A 17317-nucleotide genomic window follows, 5' to 3' on the forward strand; every position below is an offset into this window, starting at 1 on the left:
GGGCACGATCCGCGCCCTGGCCGTGCTGGCCGTCCGCCGCTGCGCGCCCTGACCGGCCCGCGTCAGGCGGGAGAGGCGACCCGGCGGCCCCGGCACTCGGGGACGATCAGCGGGGTGCCCGAGAGCGGGTCCTGGATGATCTCGCAGCGCAGCTCGAAGACCCGCTCGACCAGCTCGGGGGTGACGATCTCGGCCGGTCGGCCCTCGGCCAGGACGCTGCCGTCGCGCATGACGATCAGGTGGGTGGCGTAGCGGCAGGCCTGGTTCAGGTCGTGCAGCACGGCCACCATGGTCCGGCCCGCCTCGTGCAGGTCGGCGCAGAGGTCCAGCACCTCGATCTGGTGGGAGATGTCGAGGAACGTGGTCGGCTCGTCCAGCAGCAGGATGGGGGTCTCCTGGGCCAGCGCCATGGCCAGCCACACCCGCTGCCGCTGGCCGCCCGACAGCTCGTCCACGATCCGGTCGGCCAGGCCCGCCACGTCCGTGGCGCGCATCGCCTCGGTGACGGCCGCCTCGTCGGCCTTCGACCACTGCCGCATCAGCCGCTGGTGCGGGTAGCGGCCGCGCGCCACCAGGTCGGCCACGGTGATGCCGTCGGGCACGATCGAGCTCTGCGGCAGCAGGCCGAGCCGGCGCGCCACCTCCTTCGACGGCAGCGCGGTGATCACGCCGCCGTCCAGATGCACCGCGCCCTTCTTCGGCTTGAGCATCCTGGCAAGCGCCCGCAGCAGGGTGGACTTGCCGCACGCGTTCGGGCCGATGATCACGGTGAAGGACCGGTCGGGGATGGACACGGACAGCTCACTGGCCACGATCCGCTGATCGTAGGCGAGGGTGAGGTCGGTTCCTGACAGGCGGGCGGTCATCAGTAACGGTCCTTTCGCAGCAGGAAGGCCAGGTACGCGCCGCCGATCGCGGCCGTGACCACGCCCACGGGCAGCTGGACGGGTGCCAGCAGACGCTGGGCGACGAGGTCGGAGGCGGTCAGCAGCACGGCGCCCATGAGCGCCGAGGAGGCGAGGGTGACGCCGGGGGAGCGGGTCAGCCGGCGGGCGAGCTGGGGCGAGGCCAGCGCGACGAACGCGACCGGCCCGGCGGCGGCGGTCGCCACCCCGCACAGCAGCACGCCCGCCACGATCGCGGCGGCGCGCACCGCCTCGACCCTGATGCCCATGGCCTTGGCGGCGTCGTCGCCCATCTCGATCATGCGCAGCGGCCTGGCCACGTACGCGCAGAGCGGCAGCAGCAGCGCCAGCGCGAGGGCGACAGGGACGGCGTGGTCCCAGCCGCGCCCGCTCAGGCTGCCGGTCAGCCAGGCGGCGGCGGTGGCCGCGTCGTAGATGTTGGCCCGGGTCAGCAGGTAGGAGTTGGCGGCCAGCAGCAGGGCGTTGGCCCCGATGCCGACCAGGACGAGCCGGTAGCCCTGCACGCCGCGCCGGAACGACAGCCCGTAGACCAGCACGGCGGTGATCACGCACCCGGCCAGAGCGCCTCCGGCGATGGTCGCGGCCGAGCCGCCGGCGATCACGGTCAGGATGCCGCCGGTCGAGGCGCCGGCGGTGAAGCCGATGAAGTCGGGGCTGCCGAGCGGGTTCCTGGTCAGGCTCTGGAAGATGGCGCCGCTCAGCCCGAACGCCGCCCCTACCAGGAGCCCGGTGACGACCCGGGGGGCGCGCAGCTTGTTCACGATCAGCTCGGCGACGGGCGTGCCGTCGCCGGTCAGCGCGGCCAGGATGTCCGGCACCGGCACGGTGAACTCGCCCGTCGAGATCGCCGCCACCGCCACCGCGCACGCGATCAGCAGCAGCAGGAGGGTGACGGCGAACGAGCGCGGCGCCAGCCGGATCGACCAGGGGCCCAGGCGGACGTTCATAGGGCGGCCAGCCTTCTGCGCCGGGCCATCAGGATGAAGATCGGCGCGCCGATGGCCGCGCACATGATGCCGACCTGGACCTCGCCCGGCCGGGCGATGAGGCGGCCCACGATGTCGGCGCCGAGCAGCAGCACCGGCGCCACCAGCGCCGAGTACGGCAGCACCCACCGCATGTCGTGGCCCACGACCGCGCGCACCGCATGCGGCACCGCCAGCCCGATGAACCACAGCGGCCCGGCCGCCGCCGTCGCCGCCCCGCACAGCAGCGTCACCGCCACGGCCGTCTGCGCCCGGGTGCGGCCGACGGCCACACCCAGCGCGCGCCCGGCGTCGTCGCCCAGCGAGAGCATGTTGAGCGGTCTGCCCAGGAACAGGCCGAGCACCAGCCCGGCCGCCAGGAACGGGGCCAGCCGCAGCGCGGTGTCGGCCGTCTGCCCCGCCAGCGAGCCGGTCAGCCAGAACCGCATCCGGTCATAGGTCTGGGAGTCGAGGCGCAGGATGGCCGAGGAGACGGCGTGGAACACCATGCCCACCGCGATGCCCGCCAGCGCGAGCCGTACCGGGCCGCCTCCGGTGCGTCCCGACGCGCCGAGCGAGTACACGACGACCGAGGCCCCCGCCGCGCCGGCGAACGCGAACCACACGTACACGGCCGGGTCGGTGAGCCCGAACAGCCCGAGCGCGAGGGTGACGCCCAGCGCGGCGCCCTCGTTGATGCCGAGGATGCCGGGGTCGGCCAGCGGGTTGCGGGTCAGGCTCTGCATGAGCGCGCCGGCCAGGCCGAGCGCCGCGCCGACGCCGATGCCGAGCAGCGTGCGCGGCACCCGGAGCTCCCTGATCACGGTGTGGTCGCTGGAGCCGTCGGGGGCGAGGAACGCGTCCAGGGCCGCCGTCAGCGGCATCGCCCGCGCGCCGAACGCCACGCTGGCCAGCCCCACGAGCAGCAGCAGCCCGAGCGCGACCAGCAGGCCCGCGGCGAGCGCGGCCTGTTTACCGCGCCGGGGCGGTCCGCTCGTCCCGCGTGCGGGCGCCGTGTGCGCGTCCCCGGCGGTCGGCCCGGCGGTCGGCCCGGCGGTCGGCCCGGCGGTCGGCCCGGCAGCGGGCCCCGTGTGCTCAGCCGGGCGCACCCGACCCCCTCTCCTTACGGTCTTGCTTAGGCAAGGCTAATCTAAAGCCTTGCCACATAGGCAAGCCTAACCTTAGGGAGTGATCATGTCGGGATCGGTCATGCTTCGGCGGAGGTTCCTCGCCGCGACGGCGGGCCTGGCCGCCGCCGTCACCCTCGCCGCCTGCGGCGGCGGGGGCGGCGGGGGCACGGACTCCTCCGCCGAACCCGCCGGATCGCCGGCGCCGGCCGCCCGGCCGTGGTCGTTCACCGACGACCGCGGCAAGAAGATCGAGCTCGACAAGACCCCCACCAGGATCGTCGCCCAGGTCGGCGCCGCCGCCGCGCTGTGGGACTTCGGCGTGCGCCCGATCGGCGTCTTCGGCCCGCACAAGCTCCAGGACGGCAGCAAGGACCCGCAGGTCGGCAACGTCGACATCACCAAGGTCACCGGCCTGGGCAACGTGTGGGACGAGTTCAACGTCGAGCAGTACATCAGCCTGCAGCCCGAGCTGCTCGTCAGCAGCATGTACGAGAACGGCACCCTCTGGTACGTCCCGGAGAAGTCCAAGGACACCATCGAGCAGGTCGCCCCCACCGCCGGCGTCATGCTCACCGGCAAGACCGCCACCGAGGTGATCGGCAAGTACGAGGAGCTGGCCACCTCGCTCGGCGCCGACCTGGCGGGCGTGCCCGAGGCCAAGGCCCGCATGGAGGCCGCCACCAAGGAGCTGGCCGGGTTCAAGGACCTCAAGATCCTCATGATGTCGGGCGGCGCCGACCAGATGTGGGTGGTCAACCCGCCCGAGTACGCCGACCTGCGCCACCTGGTCGACAACGGCCTCGACATCGTCGTGCCGGAGAAGGTGGACGAGGGCGGCTTCTTCCAGACCCTCAGCTGGGAGAACGCCGACACCTACGACGCCGACGTGATCCTGTACGACACCCGCACGCAGGCGCTCAAGCCCGAGGAGATGATGAAGAAGCCGACCTTCGCCGAGCTCCCCGCGGTCAAGGCCGGCCAGCTCTACCCGTGGCGGGCCGAGGCGCCCTTCAGCTACCAGGGCTACGCCGACTTCCTGGAGGAGCTCGTGGCCAACCTGAAGAAGGCTAGTAAGCTCCCCTGACCTCGACGATCTCGGCGAGGGGGAACTCCAGGTAGTCGCCCGCCTCCTCGCACCACGCGTCGAGCGCGCCGCCGCGCAGCTCGCCGTGGCTGATGGTGGCGGTCAGGCCGTCCGTCAGCGTGATGCCCGCGCGCACGCCACGGTCGACCACGAAGCCCAGCAGCGACTGCTGGGCGGTCGGCAGGCGGGTGGCCATCCGGCCGATCACCGCCCAGGTGCGGCCGTTGCGCTCGCCCGCCTGGCGGCTCTCGGCGATCAGGCGTCGCGCGTGCTCGTGCGGGTCGGGCGCCGGCTCGGCGATCAGCGGCCCGTCGGGCGGCTCAACGTCGGACAGCTCGGCCACCTGCCCGCCCGGCAGCAGGATCAGCCTGCCGTGGCGGGGCTCCTCGGCGCGGGTGCGGCGGATGGCGATCTCGCCGGTGTCGGCGACCGGCACGGGCGCGTACCCCGCCTCGCGCAGCACGGCGAGCGTGCGCCCGGCGTCGGCGGAGGCGATCAGCACGGTCGGCGCGAGCAGCCGCAGCCCGAGCCGCGACAGCCGCCGGTGGGCGGCGATCTCGGCCAGCAGCGCGGGGTCGGAGGCCTGCACGACGCAGCCGACCGTGGTCACCGTCACCTCGCCGTGCCGGCGGGCCACGTCGCGCACGAGGTACTCCAGCGGCTGCGGCACCGCGCCCACCCCGGCCAGCTCCTCCAGCAGCTCGTCGGCGTCGTGGCCGCGGTCGAGCGCGCGGCGCACGCTCTCGGTGGTGAACCGCCACACCGAGGCCGCGCCCCGCGACTCGCGCTCGGCGACCCGGTCGAGCAGCTCGGCCAGCTCCGCCGAGGGCGGCCCGGTCACCACCGCGGTCAGGTCGGGCCCGAACAGGGCGCTCCTGCGCACGCTGGCGAGCGCCCGGACGGACGCCTCCACCAGCGCGGGATCGCGCTCGACCAGCGGGGCCGCGTCGTCGCTCTCGCCGCCCGCCTTGGCCGCCAGCGCGGCCAGCGCCCGGCCGAGGTCGGTGAGCGCGTCGTTGACCACGAGGCCGAGCAGCCGCGACTCGTCGATCACCGCGGACGCGCACCGGTCGAGCAGGTCGCGGTCGAGCAGCGGCGCGTGCCAGTGGACGTTGGCCACCAGGCTGTCGAGGCCGGCGAAGGCCGTGGCGGACGGCAGCCGCAGCAGCGCGGGCAGCACGGCGTGGCGGATGCGGGCCATCGCCGCGCCGCTCTGGTCGTCGCCCAGGACCGTGCCGTAGCGGCCGTCGACCTTGCGCAGGGACGAGCGCTCCATGCGCCACCACGCCGACAGCAGCACCCGCAGCCGCGCGGCGCCCTCGTCCAGCCGCCAGCGGTCGAACCGCTCGGTCGGCACCAGGCCGCCGGACTCCTCGTCCCAGGCCAGCAGCCGCGCCACCGCGCAGACTTCCAGCAGCAGCCGGGTCTCGTCCTCGTCGCAGCCGGTCTCCTTGGCGATCCTGCGCACCTCGCGCACGCCCACGCCGCCGGTCTTGAGCAGCGGCAGCGGCGTCTTGGACGTGTTGTCGAGCAGGGCCGCGCAGCGCTCCACCACGTGCGGCGCGGCCAGCGTCATCAGATGGTCGACCTCTTCGGGGTCGACCGGGATCGTGGCGACCTCGGGGGCGCGCGGCGTGAACGGCGGGTGGTAACCGGGGCCGCGCCGCGACAGCGCCACCTCGCGCGGCATCTCGGCGACGTTCCAGCTGGGCCGGTAGAGCAGGCCGTGATCGGCCGCCCACCGCTCGGGCGTGCCGGGGGTGACGAACAGGGCGCCGTCGACCTCGCGTACGGGGCCGTGCCAGGCGAACGTGTCGAGCAGTTCGATGGTGCCGTCCGGGGCGTGGCGCAGCAGCGCCGCCAGGTGGTCGCCGTCGGACAGCGCCTCGCCGACCCGCAGGATCATGCGGCGTTTGCTGGCGTGGGGCGGCAGGCCCAGACTGCGGGCCAGGGCGCGCAGCGTGTCGCCGCTGATCGTCCAGGAGTTGAGGTAGTGGTCGAGCGGCTCGCCCAGGCCGAGTGGCGCGCTCCAGTAGCGGGCCAGGGCCTCGGCCAGGTGGATCTCACCGTCGGGCGTCGGGCAGGCGAGCGCGTGGTCGTAGAGGTGGTCGAGCCACCGGTCGACCTCGGCGCGCGGCGCGGCGAGGAAGCCGGCCAGCCGCTCGGCGGTCGGCCGGTTGAGGACCAGGCAGGCTTCGGCGAGCTGCAGGCAGGGGAGCGGGAGGGCGCGCAGCGCCGCCATCACCGCGAAGCCGTTGCTCAGCCGCTGGGCCAGCGTGTCGAGCCGGCGCGGCCAGGGGGCGGCGAGGGCGTCAGGCCGGTGCGTCAGGACGCGGGCGAGCCTGTCTTCGTCGAGGGTCCGTAGCCAGCCGAGCAGGTGATCGTCCATCGGTCAGCACTCTCATGGGGTCGCGCGTGGAACTCACCGTGAGCCATGACCATCCACGGTAGTGCAGATCACTCTCGGTCAGGAGAGGACCGCCCACACGATCTTCCCGTGGGGCGAGAGCGCGGACCAGCCCCAGCGAAGGCTCAGTGAGTCGACGATGTGGAGACCCAGGCCGCCGGTATCCAGGGGGCCAGAGTATCTCAGGGCGGGCACCGAGGCCCCGGGATCGGCGAACGCGCTGGTCACGAGGTTGCCGCGGCGGACGAGCGACATGTGCACGGGACCGCGCCGGCACGGGTCGTCGGCGCGCACGCCGTGCCGCAGGGCGTTGGTGGCCAGCTCGGAGACCACCAGTTCCATGTTCTCCGCCAGCTCGGCCAGGCCCCACGCGGCCAGCACGCCGGTGGTGTAGCTGCGCGCGCAGTGGATGGACGAGGCGGTGGCGGGGAGCACGAACGTGGCGCTCGCGGAGGGGCCGGGTTCGAGGAGATCGCGCGCCGCCTCCGGCCACCAGCCGACGGGGGGCCACCAGTCGAACGTGGTCCACTGGCCGACTGCGGTGGTGGATTGCACGGTGATCATTGTGCGGCAAGCTCTCGTGCACTTGCAAGAGCGAATGCACGTGCAGACACCCCGTGCAAGCGCTACCGTTCCCTCCAAAGGGTCAATCAGTCGGAAAGGGGATCTTGTCCGCGGCCCATGATCTTTCGGCCGTGAAGTGACAGACTGTGTGACAAGGAAACGACCAAGGAGCACCACGTGTCCATTGATCCGCCCGGTTCAGCTTCGACCGTTCGGCGCATCATGCTCGGTGCGAGCCTGCGGCGCCTGCGCGAGAAGTGCGGGCTCACGCGTGACCAGGCCGGATTCCACATCCGGGCCTCCGAGTCCAAGATCAGCAGAATGGAACTCGGGCGCGTCGGCTTCAAGACACGTGATGTGGAGGACCTGCTCACGCTGTACGGCGTCGTCGACAACGCCGAACGCCGTGCCCTTCTGGAGATGGTCCGAGAGGCCAACACCCCCGGCTGGTGGCAGAACTACTCGCAGGAGCTGCCCACCTGGTTCACCACCTACGTGGGGCTGGAGGAGGCCACGAGCATGATCCGCACCTATGAGGTGCAGTTCGTGCCGGGCCTGCTGCAGACGGCCGCATACGCGCGATCGGTGATCCAGCTCGGCAACCCCGACATGTCCGCCGAACGGATAGAACGCCGCGTGCATCTGCGCATGCAGCGTCAGGAGCGCTTCACCAAGAACGACGGCCCGCGGCTGTGGGCGGTCATCGACGAGGCGACGCTCAAGCGGACCATCGGCGGGCGGAAGGTCATGGCCGAGCAACTCCGTCATCTGCTGGAAGTCGCCGCCCTGCCGAACATCACCCTTCAGGTGATGCCCTTCAGATTCGGCATGCACGCTGCCGAAGGGGGCGCGTTCAGCATCCTGCGGTTTCCCGAGTCCGACCTGTCGGACGTCGTCTACGTCGAACAGCTCTGGGGTGCCCTGTACCTGGACAAGCGCGAGGACATCGACCCGTACCTCACGGCCATGGAGCAGCTGTGCGTGGAGAGCACCACGCCGGGGGGCACCGTCGAGCTCATCGGCGGCCTTCTCAGAAAGATGTAGATGAATCAGACCTATAACGGCATGCCTGCCGGCGACCTGTCCGGTGTGGCGTGGCGCAAGAGCCGCTACAGCAACTCGCAGGGCAACTGCGTGGAACTCGCGAAGCTCCCCGACGGCGGGGTGGCGGTGCGCAACTCCCGCTTCCCCGACGGCCCCGCGCTGATCTACACCCGCGACGAGATCCGGGCGCTGGTGCTCGGGGTGAAGGACGGAGAATTCGACGGCCTGCTCGTGTAACACGCTGTTAACCTCCGGCGGCCCTGCTTAACCGGGGCGCGCCGGAGGCGTAACGGGCGAGCCGACTCACCGGGGGACGATCGGATCATGCTCGACCAGATGACGCTGTACCCGATCGCCGATGACGTGCTGTTCGCACCCGGCGGCAAGGTCGTGGTCCGCACCTACGGTGTGGCGCCCGCGACCTCCACAGGCTCGGTGTCGTACCGGACCTGGGTGACGGGCCTGAGGGATCAGCCGCGCTACTGGCACTGGGGGCACTTCGAGGACGCCGCCCAGGGCCACCGCAGCGTGCTGGAGTGGCTGACCGGCCGCGGGCCGCAGCCCGCGCAGGCCCTGTCCTGAGCCGCCCTGTCCTGAGCCGCCCCGGCGGCCCGCCGCTCAGGAGCCGGTGACGGGGGCGTTCCACGTCCTGATCACCGGTTCGCCGTGCTCGAACGCCAGCCGCGAGTAGGTGCCGGTGTCGAGCCCGAACAGCCGCCCGTCCGCCGGCGGCAGGCGCAGCCAGCGGGCGGTGAGCACGCGCAGCAGGTGACCGTGCGCGACCAGCGCCACCCGCCCTTCCACCCGCACGCACCGCTCGATCACCCGGTCGGCGCGGGCGCCCACCTCCGCCGCGCTCTCCCCGGGCGTGCCGCCCGGCATCACGCCGTCGCGCCACAGGTACCAGCCCGGCCGGTCCTTCCTGATGTCGGGGGTGGTCACGCCCTCGTAGCCGCCGTAGTCCCACTCCCACAGATCGGGGTCCACCTCGTACGCGGCCAGCCCGGCCAGGTCGGCGGTCCGGGTCGCGCGCAGCGCCGGCGAGACCAGGACGAGGGCGAACGGGCTCCGGCCGAGCACCGGGGCGAGGGCCCTGGCCTGCTCCTCGCCGCGCGGGGTCAGCCGCACGTCGGTCCGGCCGGTGTGCCTGCCCGTCCGGCTCCACTCCGTCTCACCGTGGCGGAGCAACACCATCTCGTCCATGCGTCCATCATCCGGCACGCCCCGGCGGATAGCGGCGGGGACGTTTGAGTAGGGTCTCCAACCGAGAAGCATCGGGCGGGAGGGGATCGCGATGGAGCCGGTGGCCGTCGGGCTGGTCGGGGCGGGGCCGTGGGCGGAGATGGCGCACGCGCCGATGCTGGCCGCGGGCCCGCACACCAGGCTCGCGGGCGTCTGGGCGCGCCGGCCCGAGGCCGCCGCCCGGCTCGGCGCGCCCGTGTACGAGCGGCTGGAGGAGCTGTTCGACGCCTGCGAGGCGGTCGCGTTCTGCGTGCCGCCCGCGGTCCAGGCCGAGCTGGCCGTGCGGGCCGCGCGGGCGGGCAAGGCGCTGCTGCTGGAGAAGCCGCTCGGCGACTGCCTGGACAGCGCGCGCCGGCTCGCGGACGCGGTCGTCGAGTCGGGCGTGCCCAGCCAGCTCGTGCTCACCCTGCGGTACGCGCCCGGCACCCGGGTCTTCCTGGAGCGGTGCCGCGAGATCGAGCCGTTCGGCGGGCACGCCGCCAACATCTCCGGCGCCCTCCTCGGCGACCACCCGTTCGCCACCCCCTGGCGGCTGGAGCGGGGCGCGCTGCTCGACGCCGGGCCGCACATGGTGGACCTGATGGACGCCGCGCTCGGCCCGATCACCGGCGTGCGGGCGCACGGCGACCCGCTGCGCTGGGCGGGGCTGCTGCTGGAGCACGAGGGCGGCGCGGTCAGCGAGGTGTCGCTGAGCCAGGCCGCCGCCGGTGACCTGCCGCCCGCGAGCGCGGCCGTGTACGGCAGGAAGGGGTCCGCGGTGCTCGACCCGGGCGGCGACGCGCTGCCCCGGGTGGCCGAGGAGTTCGCCCGCACGGTGCGGCGGGGTGGCGGCCATCCGCTCGACGCGGCGCACGGCCTGCGCCTCCAGCGGGTGATCGAGGAGGCCGAATCCCAGCTGCGCACCCCTTGACGCGGACGCCTCCAGGAGGATTGATAGCGTTTGTCCGACGCGCAGTGCGCAGCGAAGTCCGGTGCGAGTCCGGCGCTGTCCCGCAACTGTCATAGCCAGGTCGCCTGCCTCTGCGTGACGTCATCAACCCTCGTGGAAAAGGGTGATCCGTCGCTCATCGCGGGTCTCTCGGTTCCGACAGTGTGAAAGGACTACCTGTGAGGCCCGTACGCACGGCGCTCGCGGGCGCGCTGCTGGGAACGCTCGTCCTGGCCGCCTGCGGCCAGCCCGGCACGACAGCCACCCCCGCCCCCACCACTCAGAGCACCGGCCAGAGCACCTCGAGCCAGGCCGGCGCCGCCTTCCCCGTGACGGTGCAGGCCGCCAACGGCGCGGTCACCATCGGCGAGAAGCCCGAACGCATCGTGTCCCTGTCGGCCACCCACACCGAGACGCTGTTCGCCATCGGCGCCGGCCCCCAGGTCATCGCGGTCGACGACCGGTCGAACCACCCGCCCGAGGCGCCCAGGACCGATCTGTCCGGCTTCAAGCCGAACGTCGAAGCGATCATCGCCCAGAAGCCCGACCTGGTCGTGGTCTCCGACGACATGGACCAGATCGTCGACAAGCTGGCCAAACTGAACGTCCCGGTGCTCTTCGAGCCCTCCGCCAAGACCTTCGACGAGGCGTACGACGAGATCACCGACCTCGGCGCGGCCACCGGCAACCGGCAGAAGGCGGAGGAGGTGGTCTCCACCATGCGGGCCACCCTGGACCGGCTCGCCGCCGAGGCCCCCAAGGACAAGAAGCTGACGTACTACCACGAGATCGACCAGACCCCGTACGCGGCCACGTCCACCACCTTCATGGGCCAGGTCTACAACCTCTTCGGCCTGACCAACATCGCCGACCAGGCGCCGGACGCGGCGGGCGGCTACCCCAAGCTGTCCACCGAGTTCATCGCCAAGGCCGACCCCGACCTGATCTTCCTGGCGGACGTGAAGTGCTGCGGGCAGAACAAGGACGCCCTCGCCCGGCGCCCCGGCTGGAAGAACCTGTCCGCCATCAAGAACGACCAGGTGATCGAGCTCGACGACGACATCGCCTCCCGCTGGGGGCCGCGCGTCGTCGACCTGGCGCGGACGGTCGGGGACGCGGTGACGAAGGCGGCTTCCCGATAGTGCTCGCCGAGCAGGCCGCCGGGGCCCACGCGGAGCCCGTCCCGGCGGCGCAGGTCCGGCCGGCCCGCGCCCGGCCGCTGTGGCTGGCGGGGGCGCTGCTGCTGCTGGCCGCCGTCATGATCGCCGGCCTGCTGGGCGGCGCCGCCGACATCTCGCCCTGGCAGGTCGTCCTCCAGGTGGCCGACTGGCTGCCGTTCGTGTCGGCCGACGCCGGACTGACGCCCGTGGAGCAGGGGCTGCTCTACGAGCTGCGGCTGCCCCGCGTGCTGCTGGCGGCCGTGGTCGGCGGGCTGCTGGCCATGGCCGGGGCCGGCTACCAGGGGGTCTTCCGCAACCCGCTGGCCGACCCGTACCTGCTGGGCGCCGCCGCCGGGGCCGGGCTGATGACGACCGTGGCGGTCGTGCTGCTGCCCGGCTCCGCGCTCACCACCCCGGTCGCGGCGTTCGCCGGCGCGGTCGGCGGCGTGTTCCTCGCCTACGCGCTGGGCAACGCCGCCGGACGCACCGGCGGCACTGCCACGCTGGTGCTCGCCGGGGTGGCCGTCACCTCCTTCCTCACCGCCATCCAGACGTTCGTGCAGCAGCTCGGGGTGGAGGAGCTGCGGCGCGTCTACTCCTGGATCCTGGGCGACGTCAGCGGCGGCTGGGACCAGGTCCGGCTGGTGCTGCCGTACGCGGCCGTCGCCGTGGCCGTGCTGATGGCGCACGGGCGGATGCTGGACGTGCTGGCGGTCGGCGACGAGGAGGCCGGTTCGCTCGGCGTGCGGGCGGCCCGGGTGCGGCTCGTGGTGCTGCTGGCCGCCTCCCTGGCCACGGCGTCGGCGGTGGCGGTGAGCGGGCTCATCGGGTTCGTCGGCATCGTCGTGCCGCACGTGGCCCGGCTGCTGGCGGGCGGCTCGTACCGCAGCGTGCTGCCGCTGTCCCTGATCGGCGGCGCCGCCTTCCTGGTGCTGGCCGACCTGCTCGCGCGGACCGTCATCGCCCCCGCCGAACTGCCGATCGGGGTCGTCACCATGTTCGTGGGCGCGCCGTTCTTCGTGGCCGTGCTGCGCATGAGGCGAGGGGTCGCGACATGATCCGCGTCGAGGACCTGTCGGTACGGCTCGGCGGGCGCGACGTGCTCGACCGGGTGGACCTCGACGTGCCGCGCGGCGAGTGGCTCGCGGTCATCGGGCCCAACGGCGCGGGCAAGTCCACCCTGCTCAAGGCCGTCATGGGGGTGCTGGACCATCGGGGCCAGGTGGTCGTCGGCGACCGGCCGGGCAGCTCGCTCAAGCCCCGGGAGCGGGCCAGGCTGGTCGCCTACGCGCCGCAGACGCCGGCGCTGCCGCCCGACATGACGGTCTTCGACTACGCGCTGCTCGGCCGTACCCCGTACATCCCGTATCTCGGGCGGGAGAGCCGCCGCGACCGGGAGATCACCGCGGGCGTGCTGGCGCGGCTGGGACTGACCGCGTTCGCCGCCCGCAGGGTCGGCGAGCTGTCCGGCGGCGAGCGGCAGCGGGTGGTGCTCGCCCGCGCCCTCGCGCAGCAGGCTCCGGTGCTGCTGCTCGACGAGCCCACCACCGCGCTCGACCTCGGGCACCAGCAGCAGGTGCTGGAACTGGTGGACCGGCTGAGGACCGCCGACGGCCTGACCGTGATCACCACGCTGCACGACCTGACGCTCGCCGGCCAGTACGCCGACACGCTCCTGCTGCTGGCCGGCGGCCGGTCCGTCGCCCGCGGCGCCCCCGCCGAGGTGCTCACCGGCGCCCTCGTCGGCGAGCACTTCGAGGCGCGGGTCATGATCGAGCCAGGACCCGGCGGCCGGCCCGTGGTCCACCTGGTCAGGGGGCGGACGTGAAGCTCGGTTACCGCGTCGAGGACGGCGACAGGCTCGGGTCGCTGCTGTGGGAGTTCGGGCCCGGGTGGCGGATGATCTCCTCGGCGATGCTCGGCGGCGGCATCGGACCACGCGCGTGGGTGCTGAACGCGCAGGTCGCCGCCGGGTACGCGCGCATGGACCCGGTGGCGCACCTGACCGAGCTGGGGCCGGGAGGCGACGGCGTCGGCATGATGACGGCCGCCTCCGTCGACCGCTACGCCCGCGCCGGGGACGGCGGGGCCGAGGCCGTCGCCACGGTCGGGTTACGCGTCCCGACCTGGGCGGCGGCCCCCGAGGGCGCGGCCGACCCGGAGCTGGCCCCGATGGCCGGAACCGTCAACATCGTCGCCACGCTGCCGGTCGCGATGACGGACGCCGCCCTGGTCAACGCCGTCATGACGATGACCGAGGCCAAGACACAGGCGCTGCTGGAGGCGGGCTACCCGTGCACCGGCACCGCCTCCGACGCGGTCTGCCTGGCCGTCCGGGACTCCGGCCCCGAGGAGGTGTTCTGCGGGCCGCGCTCGGAGTGGGGCGCCCGGCTGGCCCGCGCCGTCCACGCCGCCGTCAGGCAGGGCGCCGAAGCGTGGCGGCCCGGTTACCGAAAGTCAGGAATTCTGGGTAAGTAGCATGTGGGCGAGGGCCGGATTCCCGATACTGGGCGGGTGACCATCATGGCGACGACCGAACCGACGACCGAACCGACGAGCGCGCGCACGGTTCTTCCGGGCAGGCCGCCGTTCACTGTCGACGACCTGCTCAAGTTCCCCGACGACGGGAACCGCTATGAGCTCTTCAACGGGAGCCTACTGGTGAGCCCTGCCCCCACCTCGCAACATCAGCTGGCCATCACGTTCATGATGGAGATTCTGCTGAAAGCCCTGCCTGGCGACCTGATCCCTCTGACGACGATCAACTTGAAAGTGAGCGATAAGGACTTCCTCATCCCCGACCTGGTCGTCGTACCCAGGGAGAGGGCGAGGACGGCAGGCCTGATGTTCACGCCGTCAGACGTCGCGCTGGCCGTGGAGATCGTCAGCCCGAGCACCAAGCTGCGCGACAGGGCCTTCAAGACGGAGGCGTACGCCGCGGTCGGCATCCCGTCCTACTGGCGGGTGGAACTCGGTGAGGGGCCCGTCCTCTACGTGTACGACCTTGTGGACGGCGACGTCTACGGGCCGCCCGCCGTCCACAAGGCCGGGACGGTCGCCGAACTCGCCGAGCCGTTCCCCGTCAGCTTCGACCCTGCCGAACTGAGCTGAGGCGCCCCCGGGATGTAACGCTCGACGGCCTCCGGACGATAGGGCGTCAAGGGGCTTAACGTCGGGGGAAGTACTGCAACCGCTTCGTCATACGCGGATCTATTGACTTACGCCGGGTGATTGGGACCCTTGTTCTGACCCTTCGTGCGGGAGCGGTGATGGCACGTACCACAGTGCTGACAGGCGGTGTCGCGGCGACGATCGCGCTTCTCACCCTGCCCGCGGTCGCCCACGAGCACCCGAGCGGCATCACCGACCTGGTGACACCGGCCGTGGTGCGCGTGGAGGCCGTCTCCCACGTCGAGATCACCCTCCTCGACCATGTCAGCCGGCTGCGGCACGTGGAGCGCTCCTACGACTTCCCCATCGGCCAGGGCACCGGCATCGTCGTCAACCCCGACGGCGCGATCGTCACCCTCACCCGCGTGGTCAAGACCGACGACGAGGACGTCGCCGTCAGGGCGGCCAACAAGGTGTTCGCCGACCACCACGACGTGAAGGTGCCGCAGGACGACGAGCGCCACTCGGTGAAGGACCCGATCCTGAACCGCCACCTCAAGGACTGCTACCCGCCGAAGAGGTCCACCGCGACCTGCATCATCGACGTCACCACCGACATCACCGTCTTCCCGAACGTCTCGCCCGCCGACACCGACGGCTTCAAGGCCGAACTGGTGCGCGCCGGCTCCGGCCCCGACAGCCCCGCCGTGCTGATGCCCGTGGCCCGCGCGGTCGGCAGCGTCGGCATGCCCACCGCCCCGCTCGCCGACAAGGTGCCCGACCAGCAGGGCGCCCCCACCAGTGTGGCCGGCTTCCTCGGCCGGCCCGGCCCGAGCGTGCGCACCACCGTCGAGATCGCCCACCTCGGCAAGGGCGGCTCCGGAGAGAACGGCAGGCCGTTCGCCGACCCTGAGAAGAAGGTCGACGAGCCCGTCAAGCTGGGCGGCCTGGCCGACCGCGGCCTGGCCGGCGCCCCCGTCATCGGCGACAAGGACGGCCACGTCGTCGGGATGCTCGTCGGCGGCGGCAAGGAAGCCAGGATGATCGGGGTACGGGAGATCACCTCGACCCTGTCGAAGGCCGGCGTCGCGCCGCGCCGGGGGGCGATCGACTCCGCCTTCGAGGCGGCGCTGACCCGCTACCACACCAAGTACTACACCGAGGCCGCGCCCGGCTTCCAGCGCGTGCTGGAGCTCTATCCCGGCAACGTGGTGGCCGCCGACCTGCTCAAGGTCGCGCTCGCCAAGCGGGGCGGCCCCGAGGACGCGGGCACCAGACGGGCGGCCGCCCCGGCTTCCTCCGGCCTGCCGCTCTGGCCGTTCATCGTCGCGGCGGGCGTGCTGTTCGCGGGCGCGGCCGTGGGCGCGTTCCTGCTGTGGCGCCGCCGCGGGGCCGGGGACGGGCCGGACGACCGGCAGCCGCCGCCGCTCGTCCCGCAGCAGCCGGCGTACGACGAGGGCGCCAACCAGACGATCATGGTGCGCCGGTCGCAGCAGTTCCCGGTGGTCCCGCAGCAGGGGCAGGTGCTGACCACGCAGCAGCCCGCCACCACGTTCTGCACCGCCTGCGGCATGCGGCTCGGCCAGGCGCACCGGTTCTGCGGCTATTGCGGCCAGCCCATCGAGACGTCGTGATGCACGTGAACGACAGGGCGCTCATCGGGCAGGAGGTGGCGGGCTACTACATCGAGAACATCATCGGCAAGGGCGGCATGGCCGTCGTCTACCTGGCCCTGGACCCGAGGCTGAGCCGGCGCGTCGCCCTGAAGATCCTCAACCCGGTCCTGAGCGTCGACGACCGCTTCCGCCAGCGGTTCATCCTGGAGTCCCGCACGGTCGCCAGCATCGAGCACCCCAACATCATCCCGATCTACGAGGCCAACGCCGACGCCGACGGGGTGCTCTACATCGCCATGCGCTACGTCGACGGGCTCGACCTGCGCCGGTTCATCTACGACCGGGGGCCGCTGCCGTTCGACCAGGGCCTGCGGATCTTCGCCCAGGTGGCGGCCGCGCTCGACGCCGCGCACGCGCACGACCTGATCCACCGCGACGTCAAGCCGGCCAACATCCTGCTCGCCGGCGACCACGTCTACCTGACCGACTTCGGCATCACCAAGCACCGCACCTCGATCTCCGGGCTGACCCAGACCGACCAGTTCATCGGCACGCCCCGCTACATGTCCCCCGAGCAGATCAACAAGGAGCACATCGACGGCCGGGCCGACCAGTACGCCCTGGGCTGCGTGGTGTACGAGGGGCTGTCCGGGCGGCTGCCGTTCCAGCGGGACAACGACATCGCCCTGCTCTGGGCCCACCTGGCCGAGCAGCCCACGCCGCTGACGGAGCTGCGGCCGGAGCTGCCGCCGGAGGTCGACGGGGTGATGATGCGCGCCCTGGCCAAGACGCCCGAGCAGCGCTTCGCGTCGTGCGCGGCGTTCGTCGAGGCGCTGCGCGAGGCGATCACCGGTTCGCCGGCCGACACGGGCGCGCGCACCGGCACCGGCACCGGCGCCGGCACCGGCCCGCGCACCGGCCCGCGCACCGGGCCGGGTTCCGGTCCGCACTACGGCCCAGGCCCGGGGTCAGGTCCGCACTATGGTGCCGGTCCGGGGTCAGGTCCGCACTACGGTCCAGGTCCGGGGTCAGGACCTCATCACGGTCCGGGCCCGGGTTCCGGCCCGCACTACGGCACGGGTCCCGGTTCCGGCCCGCACTCCGGCCCGCACCTCGGCTCCCCGTACGGCGGCGGTCCCG

Annotated in this window: 18 protein-coding genes; 12 read left to right on the forward strand and 6 right to left on the reverse strand. The window is 72.7% G+C overall.

Annotated features, from left to right (window positions below):
• Positions 1-62: 62 nt before the first annotated feature.
• From OUY22_RS28760 to OUY22_RS28770, 3 genes are read right to left on the reverse strand one after another with little or no spacing between them, the layout of a single operon-like run.
• Positions 63-866: an ABC transporter ATP-binding protein gene (locus OUY22_RS28760; protein WP_270158324.1), complete on the reverse strand. Its 804-nt coding sequence runs from the start codon at positions 864-866 to the stop codon at positions 63-65.
• A complete protein-coding gene (locus OUY22_RS28765) occupies positions 866-1873 on the reverse strand; it encodes a FecCD family ABC transporter permease (RefSeq protein ID WP_270158325.1) in 1008 nt (335 codons plus the stop codon). The genes OUY22_RS28760 and OUY22_RS28765 overlap by 1 nt, the downstream gene beginning before the upstream one ends.
• Positions 1870-3000, reverse strand: a complete 1131-nt coding sequence (locus OUY22_RS28770; RefSeq protein WP_270158326.1) for a FecCD family ABC transporter permease — start codon at positions 2998-3000, stop codon at positions 1870-1872. The genes OUY22_RS28765 and OUY22_RS28770 overlap by 4 nt, the downstream gene beginning before the upstream one ends.
• An 85-nt stretch (positions 3001-3085) precedes the next feature.
• Between OUY22_RS28770 and OUY22_RS28775 the strand changes: the two genes are divergently transcribed.
• On the forward strand, positions 3086-4105 hold the full coding sequence (locus tag OUY22_RS28775) for an ABC transporter substrate-binding protein (RefSeq protein WP_270158327.1): 1020 nt from the start codon (positions 3086-3088) through the stop codon (positions 4103-4105).
• On the opposite strand, the gene OUY22_RS28780 is transcribed toward OUY22_RS28775, so the two are convergent.
• Both OUY22_RS28780 and OUY22_RS28785 read right to left on the reverse strand, forming a co-directional pair.
• A complete protein-coding gene (locus OUY22_RS28780) occupies positions 4089-6494 on the reverse strand; it encodes a helicase-associated domain-containing protein (protein ID WP_270158328.1) in 2406 nt (801 codons plus the stop codon). The genes OUY22_RS28775 and OUY22_RS28780 overlap by 17 nt on opposite strands.
• Positions 6495-6572: 78 nt before the next feature.
• The gene (locus tag OUY22_RS28785) at positions 6573-7076 is read right to left on the reverse strand and encodes an ATP-binding protein (protein WP_270158329.1); all 504 of its coding nucleotides are present in this window, start codon (positions 7074-7076) and stop codon (positions 6573-6575) included.
• Positions 7077-7298: 222 nt separating this feature from the next.
• Here OUY22_RS28785 and OUY22_RS28790 point away from each other — a divergent pair, with 222 nt between their 5' ends.
• The 3 genes from OUY22_RS28790 (at position 7299) to OUY22_RS28800 (ending at position 8702) form a co-directional block, all read left to right on the forward strand.
• Positions 7299-8120, forward strand: coding sequence for a helix-turn-helix domain-containing protein (locus OUY22_RS28790; protein WP_270158330.1), 822 nt, complete (start codon positions 7299-7301; stop codon positions 8118-8120).
• On the forward strand, positions 8121-8357 hold the full coding sequence (locus tag OUY22_RS28795) for a DUF397 domain-containing protein (protein WP_270158331.1): 237 nt from the start codon (positions 8121-8123) through the stop codon (positions 8355-8357).
• Positions 8358-8444: 87 nt separating this feature from the next.
• Complete coding sequence (locus OUY22_RS28800; protein WP_270158332.1) at positions 8445-8702, forward strand: hypothetical protein; 258 nt, start codon at positions 8445-8447, stop codon at positions 8700-8702.
• A gap of 36 nt (positions 8703-8738) precedes the next feature.
• Here OUY22_RS28800 and OUY22_RS28805 read toward each other — a convergent pair whose 3' ends face one another.
• Positions 8739-9323: a histidine phosphatase family protein gene (locus tag OUY22_RS28805; RefSeq protein WP_270158333.1), complete on the reverse strand. Its 585-nt coding sequence runs from the start codon at positions 9321-9323 to the stop codon at positions 8739-8741.
• 91 nt (positions 9324-9414) lie between these two features.
• Here OUY22_RS28805 and OUY22_RS28810 point away from each other — a divergent pair, with 91 nt between their 5' ends.
• The 8 genes from OUY22_RS28810 to OUY22_RS28845 all read left to right on the forward strand — a co-directional run.
• Positions 9415-10272: a Gfo/Idh/MocA family protein gene (locus tag OUY22_RS28810; RefSeq protein ID WP_270158334.1), complete on the forward strand. Its 858-nt coding sequence runs from the start codon at positions 9415-9417 to the stop codon at positions 10270-10272.
• Positions 10273-10469: 197 nt separating this feature from the next.
• Positions 10470-11432 carry an ABC transporter substrate-binding protein gene (locus OUY22_RS28815; protein WP_270158335.1) on the forward strand — a complete coding sequence of 321 codons (963 nt, stop codon included), beginning with the start codon at positions 10470-10472 and terminating at the stop codon, positions 11430-11432.
• 77 nt (positions 11433-11509) lie between these two features.
• On the forward strand, positions 11510-12508 hold the full coding sequence (locus tag OUY22_RS28820; RefSeq protein WP_270158340.1) for a FecCD family ABC transporter permease: 999 nt from the start codon (positions 11510-11512) through the stop codon (positions 12506-12508).
• Positions 12505-13278 carry an ABC transporter ATP-binding protein gene (locus OUY22_RS28825; RefSeq protein WP_270158336.1) on the forward strand — a complete coding sequence of 258 codons (774 nt, stop codon included), beginning with the start codon at positions 12505-12507 and terminating at the stop codon, positions 13276-13278. Before OUY22_RS28820 ends, OUY22_RS28825 begins: the two co-directional genes overlap by 4 nt.
• Complete coding sequence (locus tag OUY22_RS28830) at positions 13275-13928, forward strand: adenosylcobinamide amidohydrolase (protein ID WP_270158337.1); 654 nt, start codon at positions 13275-13277, stop codon at positions 13926-13928. Before OUY22_RS28825 ends, OUY22_RS28830 begins: the two co-directional genes overlap by 4 nt.
• 45 nt (positions 13929-13973) lie before the next feature.
• Positions 13974-14561, forward strand: a complete 588-nt coding sequence (locus tag OUY22_RS28835) for a Uma2 family endonuclease (protein ID WP_270158341.1) — start codon at positions 13974-13976, stop codon at positions 14559-14561.
• 158 nt (positions 14562-14719) lie between these two features.
• A complete protein-coding gene (locus OUY22_RS28840; RefSeq protein ID WP_270158338.1) occupies positions 14720-16195 on the forward strand; it encodes a tetratricopeptide repeat protein in 1476 nt (491 codons plus the stop codon).
• Positions 16195-17317: serine/threonine protein kinase (locus OUY22_RS28845; protein WP_270158339.1), on the forward strand; the 1123-nt coding region annotated here is incomplete at its 3' end. The genes OUY22_RS28840 and OUY22_RS28845, both read left to right, overlap by 1 nt.

It is taken from the genome of Nonomuraea corallina (genome assembly GCF_027620315.1).
In the GTDB taxonomy this organism is placed as follows: Bacteria; Actinomycetota; Actinomycetes; order Streptosporangiales; family Streptosporangiaceae; genus Nonomuraea; species Nonomuraea corallina.

Bases quoted from the DNA above. Each gene is read 5' to 3' on its own strand.
- OUY22_RS28805 (WP_270158333.1), bottom strand. From the start codon at position 9,323: ATGGACGAGATGGTGTTGCTCCGCCACGGTGAGACGGAGTGGAGCCGG.
- OUY22_RS28790 (WP_270158330.1), top strand. From the start codon at position 7,299: ATGCTCGGTGCGAGCCTGCGGCGCCTGCGCGAGAAGTGCGGGCTCACG.
- OUY22_RS28840 (WP_270158338.1), top strand. From the start codon at position 14,720: ATGGCACGTACCACAGTGCTGACAGGCGGTGTCGCGGCGACGATCGCG.
- OUY22_RS28835 (WP_270158341.1), top strand. From the start codon at position 13,974: ATGGCGACGACCGAACCGACGACCGAACCGACGAGCGCGCGCACGGTT.
- OUY22_RS28780 (WP_270158328.1), bottom strand. From the start codon at position 6,494: ATGGACGATCACCTGCTCGGCTGGCTACGGACCCTCGACGAAGACAGG.
- OUY22_RS28775 (WP_270158327.1), top strand. From the start codon at position 3,086: ATGTCGGGATCGGTCATGCTTCGGCGGAGGTTCCTCGCCGCGACGGCG.
- OUY22_RS28785 (WP_270158329.1), bottom strand. From the start codon at position 7,076: ATGATCACCGTGCAATCCACCACCGCAGTCGGCCAGTGGACCACGTTC.
- OUY22_RS28825 (WP_270158336.1), top strand. From the start codon at position 12,505: ATGATCCGCGTCGAGGACCTGTCGGTACGGCTCGGCGGGCGCGACGTG.
- OUY22_RS28760 (WP_270158324.1), bottom strand. From the start codon at position 866: ATGACCGCCCGCCTGTCAGGAACCGACCTCACCCTCGCCTACGATCAG.
- OUY22_RS28800 (WP_270158332.1), top strand. From the start codon at position 8,445: ATGCTCGACCAGATGACGCTGTACCCGATCGCCGATGACGTGCTGTTC.
- OUY22_RS28795 (WP_270158331.1), top strand. From the start codon at position 8,121: ATGAATCAGACCTATAACGGCATGCCTGCCGGCGACCTGTCCGGTGTG.
- OUY22_RS28765 (WP_270158325.1), bottom strand. From the start codon at position 1,873: ATGAACGTCCGCCTGGGCCCCTGGTCGATCCGGCTGGCGCCGCGCTCG.
- OUY22_RS28810 (WP_270158334.1), top strand. From the start codon at position 9,415: ATGGAGCCGGTGGCCGTCGGGCTGGTCGGGGCGGGGCCGTGGGCGGAG.